General features: G+C 60.8%; 9 protein-coding genes. 5 read left to right on the forward strand and 4 right to left on the reverse strand.

The window, feature by feature from the left end:
- The 3 genes from AAGW23_RS09490 to AAGW23_RS09500 form a co-directional block, all read right to left on the reverse strand.
- Complete coding sequence (locus tag AAGW23_RS09490) at positions 1 to 819, reverse strand: metal ABC transporter permease (RefSeq protein WP_342406224.1); 819 nt, start codon at positions 817 to 819, stop codon at positions 1 to 3.
- Positions 820 to 860: 41 nt separating this feature from the next.
- Entirely contained in the window at positions 861 to 1,532 is a 672-nt protein-coding gene (locus AAGW23_RS09495) for a metal ABC transporter ATP-binding protein (protein ID WP_342406239.1), read from the reverse strand.
- 416 nt (positions 1,533 to 1,948) lie between these two features.
- A complete protein-coding gene (locus tag AAGW23_RS09500) occupies positions 1,949 to 2,704 on the reverse strand; it encodes a GntR family transcriptional regulator (RefSeq protein WP_342406226.1) in 756 nt (251 codons plus the stop codon).
- A gap of 367 nt (positions 2,705 to 3,071) precedes the next feature.
- Here AAGW23_RS09500 and AAGW23_RS09505 point away from each other — a divergent pair, with 367 nt between their 5' ends.
- Positions 3,072 to 4,418: an NCS2 family permease gene (locus AAGW23_RS09505; protein WP_342406227.1), complete on the forward strand. Its 1,347-nt coding sequence runs from the start codon at positions 3,072 to 3,074 to the stop codon at positions 4,416 to 4,418.
- A 170-nt stretch (positions 4,419 to 4,588) separates the two neighbouring features.
- The gene (locus AAGW23_RS09510; protein ID WP_342406228.1) at positions 4,589 to 5,215 is read left to right on the forward strand and encodes a LysE family translocator; all 627 of its coding nucleotides are present in this window, start codon (positions 4,589 to 4,591) and stop codon (positions 5,213 to 5,215) included.
- A 190-nt stretch (positions 5,216 to 5,405) separates the two neighbouring features.
- On the opposite strand, the gene uraH is transcribed toward AAGW23_RS09510, so the two are convergent.
- Positions 5,406 to 5,759, reverse strand: a complete 354-nt coding sequence (uraH, locus tag AAGW23_RS09515; RefSeq protein WP_102838056.1) for a hydroxyisourate hydrolase — start codon at positions 5,757 to 5,759, stop codon at positions 5,406 to 5,408.
- 355 nt (positions 5,760 to 6,114) lie between these two features.
- On the opposite strand from uraH, the gene puuE reads away from it, so the two are divergent.
- Genes puuE through alc form a run of 3 tightly spaced genes read left to right on the forward strand, consistent with a single transcriptional unit; the run spans position 6,115 to position 8,593 of the window.
- Positions 6,115 to 7,044 carry an allantoinase PuuE gene (gene puuE, locus AAGW23_RS09520; RefSeq protein WP_342406229.1) on the forward strand — a complete coding sequence of 310 codons (930 nt, stop codon included), beginning with the start codon at positions 6,115 to 6,117 and terminating at the stop codon, positions 7,042 to 7,044.
- Entirely contained in the window at positions 7,044 to 7,559 is a 516-nt protein-coding gene (uraD, locus tag AAGW23_RS09525; protein ID WP_342406230.1) for a 2-oxo-4-hydroxy-4-carboxy-5-ureidoimidazoline decarboxylase, read from the forward strand. The genes puuE and uraD overlap by 1 nt, the downstream gene beginning before the upstream one ends.
- A gap of 38 nt (positions 7,560 to 7,597) precedes the next feature.
- Positions 7,598 to 8,593, forward strand: coding sequence for an allantoicase (gene alc / locus AAGW23_RS09530; RefSeq protein ID WP_342406231.1), 996 nt, complete (start codon positions 7,598 to 7,600; stop codon positions 8,591 to 8,593).
- Positions 8,594 to 8,679 lie beyond the last annotated feature (86 nt).

The following is an 8,679-nucleotide window of genomic DNA, read 5'->3' on the forward strand; positions in this document are numbered from 1 at the left end:
TCAAACAGTGATGGGAACAGCGCGTGAGCGCAGCAGGCCTTGAACAGGCCCAGCCACGACCGAAAACAGATAGAAGGCGCCGGCTAGCAGCACGATGCACGGCCCACTGGGCAGGCTGGCATGGAAGGAGAGCAGCAGTCCCAGCCATACGCACGCGGCACCAAGCAGAGCGGCGAGCGGCAGCAGGACCGGCAACCGTCTGCTCCAGAAGCGCGCCGCAGCGGCAGGCAACATCATCAGCCCAACCACCATCAGCGCGCCGATGGCCTGGAAGCCAATAACCAGATTGAGCACGACCAGCGTGAGGAAGGCCGCGTGCGCCAACGGCCCAAAGCGGCTGACGCTACGCAGAAACAGCGGATCCAGGCTGTCCAGCGCCAGCGCGCGGTATGTAAACGCAAGTACCAGCAGGCTGAACACAGCCGTGCCGAGCATGCCCGTGAGTGTGGCCGTGTCGACCGCCAGTGCCGAGCCAAATAACAGGTGCAGCAGATCGAGCTTGCGACCCGCCAGTCCGAGCAGCAACACGCCACTGGCGAGCGAAATGGGATAGAGCGCAGCCAGACTGGCGTCCTCACGCAGGCCAGTTCGCCGACTGACCCAGGCCGCCGCTCCCGCCATTCCCAGCCCGGCGACGAGGCCGCCGAGGGTCAGCGCCGGCAGACTCAAACCAAACAACCAGAACGCCAATGCCGCGCCGGGCAAGATGCCGTGGGCGATGGCATCTCCGATCAGGCTCATCCGCCTGAGGATGAGAAACACACCTAGTGGTCCGGCACTGCATGCCAGCGCCACGCCACCGAACAAGGCGCGGCGCATAAAGGCGAATTCAGTAAATGGCGACCACAACACATCGAGCGTCACGCGACCTGCCCGAGCCGTTGGCGGTCGGCCATGAACTGCTGGATGGGCGCGGCGATGCACCCATTGCGAGCGATCAGCAAGCCCTCGCAGCGCTTTTCGCTGAGACCTAAGAGGTTGTGGCTGACCAAGACCAGCGTCCTTCCCCGCTGCTGCCAGCGCTCAATATGCTGCCAGAGCAAGCCCACCCCCACGTCATCCAGCGCCGCTTCCGGCTCATCCAGCAACAGCACTGGCGCATCTGTCAGGCTCAAACGCGCCAGCAGCGCTCTCTGCAACTCCCCGCCGGACAATGCGTGCAGGCCCTGGGTCTGCAAATCCAACAGGCCCCAATCCGCCAACGCTCGTTTTAAGCGTGTCTGTCGCTCGGCACGTCCCAGACGGCTACGCCAGAAACCGCCGCTGACCAGCTCAGCCAGGCGAATCGGAAATTGCCGATCGACATGCTGCTGTTGAGGCAGGTAAGACACCCCACCCAGAAGCGGAACGCCGATATCGACCCGCCCCGCAACTGGACGATCAAGGCCGGCGATGACCTTGAGCAGACTGCTCTTACCGGAACCATTGCTTCCGATCACGGCCGTCAGGCTTCCAGCCTCCAGCGCGAGATCCAGCGGCGGTGTCAGCGCTCGCCCACCCGCGCCCCATTGCAAACCCTGGAATTGGATCATCATCACCTCGACTACTCAGGCACCCGCAACAGACCGTTCGAGCGGACCAGCGGAAGCGCTTAATCAAATAGTTATAACATAACATTATGCGCATGGAGATCGCCTCGTACAACGGCGATATTCACCGATAGGGATTGAGGCGCGGCTCTTCGAGCCTGGCAGCACTACAGACCGGTAAACGGCTGGTAAACGGACAGCGGGCAGAACCGCACCGTGCGCAGCCTCAAACGAACGAGGCAGAACGCGATGGCCTTTTTGACTTAACGCTGGAGGGCTGGACGTTTAGCGAAGCGCCGTCCGGAGGAGATCGAGTTCAGTTCACAACTGATAGGTGAGAGCGGGCGCGCGCGAGGCGCCTTCAGCGGCTCGGCCGTCAGAGACGCACCGAGCCAGTTCCACTTGAAGCTGGACGAACGCTAGCGAGCGCTACGCGGCTTCTTCTTGGCCAGAGCCAGGTGCGAGAACACGGCATGGAGATCATCCGACGCACTCTCCTCATCGAGGTTGAGCTTGCTGTCGATATGATCCATGTGGTGCATCATCAGGCGCACCGCCTTTTCGCTGTCGCGCGCAGCAATGGCATCGATCAACTGGTTATGTTCGTCGAACGAGCAATGTGAGCGGTTTCCGCTTTCGTACTGCGCGATGATCAGCGAGGTCTGCGACACCAGGCTGCGCTGGAAGCTCACCAGCGGCGCGTTCTTCGCCGCTTCGGCCAGCTTCAGATGAAACTCTCCGGAAAGACGGATTCCAGCGCCGCGATCGCCGCGGGCGAAACAGTCCTGCTCGTCGGTCACCATTTGCCGTAGCTCGCTCAGCTGCTCAGCGCTGGCATGTTGCACGGCCAGCTCGGTGATCGCGCGTTCCACCATGCGCCTGGCAAAGAAGATCTGCCGTGCTTCATCGACGCTCGGACTGGCAACGACCGCGCCGCGATTGGGCCGCAGCAGCACCACGCCCTCATGGGCGAGCCGTGACAGGGCGCGACGAATGATGGTGCGACTCACGCCGAAAATCTCGCCCAACGCCTCTTCGCTGAGTTTGGTGCCCGGCGCCAGGCGCTGTTCAAGGATTGCATCAAAGATGTGGGCGTAAACGATGTCGTCCTGGGTCCCGGTACGGGCCTTGCCGCTTCGTGTCGGCTTTTTCAAAGGCTGCAACTGTTCGTTCATGGTGACTCGCGTCGGAATTGTCGGCAGATCGAACTTTACTGCCTTTCGTTACGCAGCTGGGAGTCGCCAACAGCGAAACAAGGAAATAAAGCGCATTTTATTGTGCACAATCAGTGAATCCATAAATATTCCAGAATGTCGAGAAGACGCCCTACTGCGTGCTCTTTCACCTCAACATTGCTTAGCGGGAACAGCGAATACGCCATAGCCACCGAAATGTCTGTTGCATTTCTTGTATACAAAAGCATAATCGCGTCAAGCCTTTCTGACCTTTCGGTCAACAAACCGAATGAAAGCGCCCCACCATCACCTGCCCTCGAGAGCACTGCTCTAGGTGATAGACAACAAGAACGATGAGGAACACCTTGTGGAAACCACCAAGCAGGAACAGCCGGCCCTCGGCCTGCAGCCGAAAAACCCCGGCTTGCTCGACCGATTCTTCAAACTCAGTGCTCACCGAACCACTATCAAGACAGAGTTGCTAGCGGGCCTGACGACCTTCGTCACCATGGCTTACATCATCTTCGTCAACCCGAACATCATGGCCGATGCGGGTATCGACCACGGCGCCGCATTCGTCGCCACCTGCATCGGGGCGGCCCTCGGTTGCCTCCTGATGGGCCTGTACGCCAACTGGCCGGTGGGCCTGGCACCGGGCATGGGCCTCAACGCGTTCTTCACCTATACCGTGGTCGGTGAGATGGGCTACAGCTGGGAGATCGCCCTTGGCGCGGTGTTCATCTCCGGCATCCTGTTCATGATCATGAGCCTCTCCCGCCTGCGCGAATGGTTGCTCAACAGCATTCCAATGAGCCTGCGCTTCGCCATGGGCGCCGGGGTCGGGTTGTTTCTCGGGCTGATTGGCCTCAAGACCGCAGGCATCGTTGTCGACAGCCCGGCCACCCTGCTGACCATGGGTTCGTTCGGCGAGTCCACTGCCCTGCTCGCCGCGGTGTGCTTCCTGATGATCGCCGTGCTCAGCCACCGCAACGTCTTCGGTGCCATCCTGCTGAGCATGCTGGTGGTGACCGGCATCGGCTGGGCAATGGGTCTGGTGGAATACAACGGTGTGGTGTCGATGCCGCCCAGCCTGGCGCCGACCTGGCTGGCGATGGATATCGCCGGCGCGCTGAATGTCGCGATGGTTAGCGTGATCCTCGCGTTCCTCTTCGTGAACATGTTCGATACCGCCGGCACCCTGATGGGCGTCGCCCATCGCGCGCATCTGGTGGATGAGGACGGCAAGATCCAGAACCTCTCCCGTGCACTTAAAGCCGACAGCACGTCCAGTGTCGTGGGCGCCTTCGTCGGCTGTCCGCCGGTGACCAGCTACGTGGAAAGCGCTTCGGGCGTTGCTGCGGGCGGACGCACCGGCTTGACTGCGGTAACTGTCGGCGCGCTGTTCCTCATCGCGATGTTCTTCGCGCCGCTGGCCGGCATGATCCCTGCCTATGCCACTGCGGGGGCGTTGATCTACGTCGCGATGCTGATGATGAGCGGTCTGGCCAATATCGACTGGAAGGATCACACCGACACCATTCCAGCTATCGTCACCGTGGTGATGATGCCGCTGACCTTTTCCATCGCCAACGGCATCGCGCTGGGGTTCCTGACCTATGCGACGCTCAAGCTGCTGACCGGACAGCGCGACAAGGTTTCGATCAGCCTCTATGTGCTGTGCGTGATCTTCATTGCCAAGTTCGCCTTTCTTTAATCAGGCGAACCAGTGGCCCCACCGTTCCGGCGGTGGGGCCTTTTGACGTTTTGAAGCCTGCGGAGTGCGTTTGGAAGAACTGTAATGATGCAACCTGATCCACCCCGCAGCCGCGAGGTAGCCCAATCCACGCTACCTACATTTTCTAATTGCTATCGAGGAGTGCCGAAATGAGCCTGGAAACCTGGTTGTTGTTTGCGAGCGCGGCGCTGGTGGTCATCCTGATCCCCGGCCCGCTGTCGCTGCTGATGATCAGCAACAGTCTCAACTACGGACTCCGCCGTTCCTGGCCGGCCTTCGTCGGCGGGGTCAGCGCCTCGATCTGCCTGCTCTGCGCATCGGCGTTGGGGCTTGGGGCGCTACTGCTGGCGTCGGAGGAGGTATTCAGCGTTTTGAAAATCATCGGCGCCTTCTACCTGTTCTATCTGGCTTGGCAGAGCTGGCAGGAATCGCGCCGCCCCGCCAGCGCGCCCAGTGTGGCGACCGCTGAGGTCAGCCCGCGCTTTCGCCAGCTGTTCTGGCGCGCGTTTGGCCTGGGCGCCAGCAACCCGAAAGACATCCTGTTCTTTGCGGCCTTCCTGCCGCAATTCCTCAGTGCGGATCGGCCCTTCATGCCGCAGCTGCTGGTGATGATCCTGACCTGGGCGGTGCTGGACCTCTGCTGCAAGCTGGCGTACGGGCTGGGGGCGCATGGCGCGGCGCGCTACCTACGCACCGGAAAGGGGCAGGTTTGGTTCAACCGAACCAGCGCTGCGCTGTTTGGAGGCGCGGGAGCGGCTTCGTTGATGAGTCGGTGAGGGTTCCATCAAGCGGTGGGTAAGCTTCGCGATACCCACCCTCCTGGCATGACCCAACAGAGGTCAGACGCCACCCAACGCCCACCTCAAAAAAAACCCGCCTTAGAGGCGGGTCCGGGGACTCAGGGGAGTCAAGGTTTCACGCGTGGGAGAGGTAACCGCCGTACCGATAACGGCACGGCAGATGCCATCAGCTGCCTCGATAGGTCGAGTAGCTGTACGGCGAAATCAGTAGCGGCACGTGGTAATGATCCTGCTCGGCGCTGATGCCGAAGCGCAGTACCACCACGTCGAGAAAAGCCGGCTCGGGCAGCGTTACGCCGCGTCCGCGGTAATAGTCGCCCGCCGAGAACTGCAGCTGATAGACGCCGGAGCGATAGTCGTCACCGTCCAGCAGAGGTGAGTCGCAGCGGCCATCGCTGTTGGTCTGGCGCGTGGTCACCAGCTCCAGGCGCTCGCCTTCAACGCGATAGAGTTCGATGCGGATATTGCTGCCTGGGCAGCCGTGAGCGGCATCCAGTACATGAGTAGTCAAACGTCCCATAGATTCCAGCATCAGCGATTGGCCGCCAATGCCTGCCTCCTCTTGGTGGTAAGTGGTGGAGTGAGTCGAGCATAGCACCCCGCAAGAAAAAACAAAGACAGTTTCAGCAAAAATTGTACACAGTTTTTAATTCTTCACCTTGGCCCGCTTCATGCTGGTCAGCATCAAGCGGTGAGGCTATAGCGGGCTATCCTGGAAAAAAGCCTTGAGATAAAAGCGGACGTTCAAGGCTCAGCCGGTCAGTTTGAAGCGATTTTTGATTTACAAATCGCAAAACGTTTTGTATACAATTGACCCATGACGACTGCCCGCACTTCATAGCGGCAACCCGCGGATCAAACAAGGAATAACAACAGTGAGCGCAGACTACCCTCGCGACCTCATCGGCTATGCCGAGAACCCACCCCATCCGCAATGGCCGTGTAATGCCCGTATCGCCTTGTCCTTCGTACTCAACTACGAAGAAGGCGGCGAGCGTTGCGTACTGCATGGCGACAAGGAGTCCGAAGCCTTCCTATCCGAGATGGTTTCAGCTCAGCCGCTGCAGGGTGTGCGCAACATGAGCATGGAGTCGCTCTATGAATACGGCAGCCGGGTCGGGGTATGGCGCCTGCTCAAGCTGTTCCGCAAGAACGACATTCCGCTCACGATTTTCGCCGTCGCGATGGCCGCGCAGCGGCACCCTGACGTGATCAAGGCCATGGTGGCTGACGGCCACGAGATCTGCAGCCATGGTTATCGCTGGATCGACTACCAGTACATGGATGAAGTGCAGGAGCGCGAGCACATGCACGAAGCCATCCGCATCCTCACCGAGATCACCGGTGAGCGTCCGCTGGGCTGGTACACCGGCCGCACGGGGCCGAACACCCGTCGACTGGTGCGCGAGGAAGGCGGCTTCCTCTATGACTCCGATACTTATGACGACGACCTGCCCTACTGGGACCCGGAATCGACGCCCGAAAAACCTCACCTGGTGATCCCCTATACGCTGGACACCAACGACATGCGCTTCACCCAGGTGCAGGGCTTCAACACTGGTGATGACTTCTTCAATTACCTGAAGGATGCGTTCGACGTGCTCTACGCCGAAGGCTGTGAAGGCGCGCCGAAGATGCTGTCCATTGGCATGCACTGCCGTTTGCTCGGTCGCCCGGCGCGCATGGCCGCGTTGGCCCGTTTCATCGACTACGTGAAAGGTCATGAAGAAGTCTGGTTCGCCCGCCGCGTCGACATCGCCCGCCACTGGCACGCCACCCATCCCATGACCGCGGAGCGCACCTGATGACCCCGTTCAAGACCATCAAGCCGTCCACCCTGGACCGCGACACCTTCATCTCGACCTTCGCCGATGTCTACGAGCACTCGCCGTGGGTCGCCGACACGGTCTATCAGGCCGGTGTAGACGAAACCCTGGATTACGTGGAGGTGATGCACGAGCGCATGTCGCAGGCCATGTTGGCCGCTCACCACGACACCCAGCTGGCACTGATCAACGCTCACCCGGACCTCGCCGGAAAGGCCGCCGTACGCGGCGAGCTGACCGCATCGAGCACCGCCGAGCAGGCCGGTGCCGGGATTCACGAATGCACGGCTGAAGAGTTCGCCCGCTTTACCGAACTGAACGATGCCTACAAGGCCAGGTTCGGTTTCATCTTCATCATGGCGGTCAAGGGCAGTAACCGGCACCAGATCCTGGCCGCCTTCGAGGAGCGCATGAATAACTCCCAGGAACAGGAATTCGCCCGCGCCCTGGCCGAAATCAACAAGATCGCCCTGTTCCGTCTGCAGGCGATGTAAGCACGCACCATCAGACGACACGAAGAGAAGAACAACGTATGAAGAGCTACGCCGTACCTTTCGAAAAATACGTCAACCTGGCCGACGCCCGCCTGGGCACAGAGGCCATCTCCGTCACCGACGACTGGTTTGCCGACGTCAACCGGCTGTTCCAGCCGACGCCGGCCGTATGGAAGGAGGGCGTTTTCGATGACAACGGCAAGTGGATGGACGGCTGGGAGTCGCGCCGCAAGCGGTTCGAAGGCTACGACCACGCGGTCATTCGCCTCGGCGTGCCCGGCTCGATCAAGGGCGTCGACATCGACACCAGCTTCTTCACCGGCAACTTCCCGCCGTCCGCCTCGCTGGAAGCCTGCTTCCTCGCCGAAGGCGACCCGGACGACAACACCCACTGGACTGAAATCCTTCCGGCCGTCGAACTCAAGGGCAACAGCCACCACTATCACGAGATCGCGTTCGACAAGCCGGTCAGCCACCTGCGCTTCAACATCTACCCGGACGGTGGCGTTGCCCGCCTGCGCGTACACGGCATTCCGTACCGCGACTGGAGCACTGTCGGCGACAACGAACAGCTCGACCTGGCTTCGGCACTCAATGGTGGCCGCGCACTGGCCTGCTCCGATGAGCATTTCGGGCGCATGAGCAACATCCTCAACCCGGGTCGTGGCATCAACATGGGCGACGGCTGGGAAACTGCCCGCCGCCGTACGCCAGGCAACGACTGGGTCATCGTCGCGCTGGGCACCCCCGGCGAAATCGAGCGCATCGTCGTCGACACCCTGCACTTCAAGGGCAACTACCCGGACAGCTGCAACATCCAGGCGGCCTTTGTTAAAGGGGGCACCGACAGCCAGATCGAGACCCAGAGCCTGTTCTGGCGTGAACTGTTGCCGAGCCAGAAGCTGGAAATGCACGCCGAACACGAGTTCAGCGAGCAGATCGCCAAGCTTGGTCCGATCACCCACGTGCGCCTGAACATCTTCCCCGACGGTGGCGTCAGCCGTCTGCGGTTGTTCGGCAAGGCAGTGAAGTAAAAACTCCTGTAGATACCGTCTTGCCCCTTAGTGCGCAATGGCGAGTCTGGGGTCGAAAGGTTGCCCTGACTTGAGCACGCCATAAG

It is taken from the genome of Stutzerimonas chloritidismutans (assembly GCF_038562055.1).
In the GTDB taxonomy this organism is placed as follows: domain Bacteria; phylum Pseudomonadota; class Gammaproteobacteria; order Pseudomonadales; family Pseudomonadaceae; genus Stutzerimonas; species Stutzerimonas chloritidismutans_A.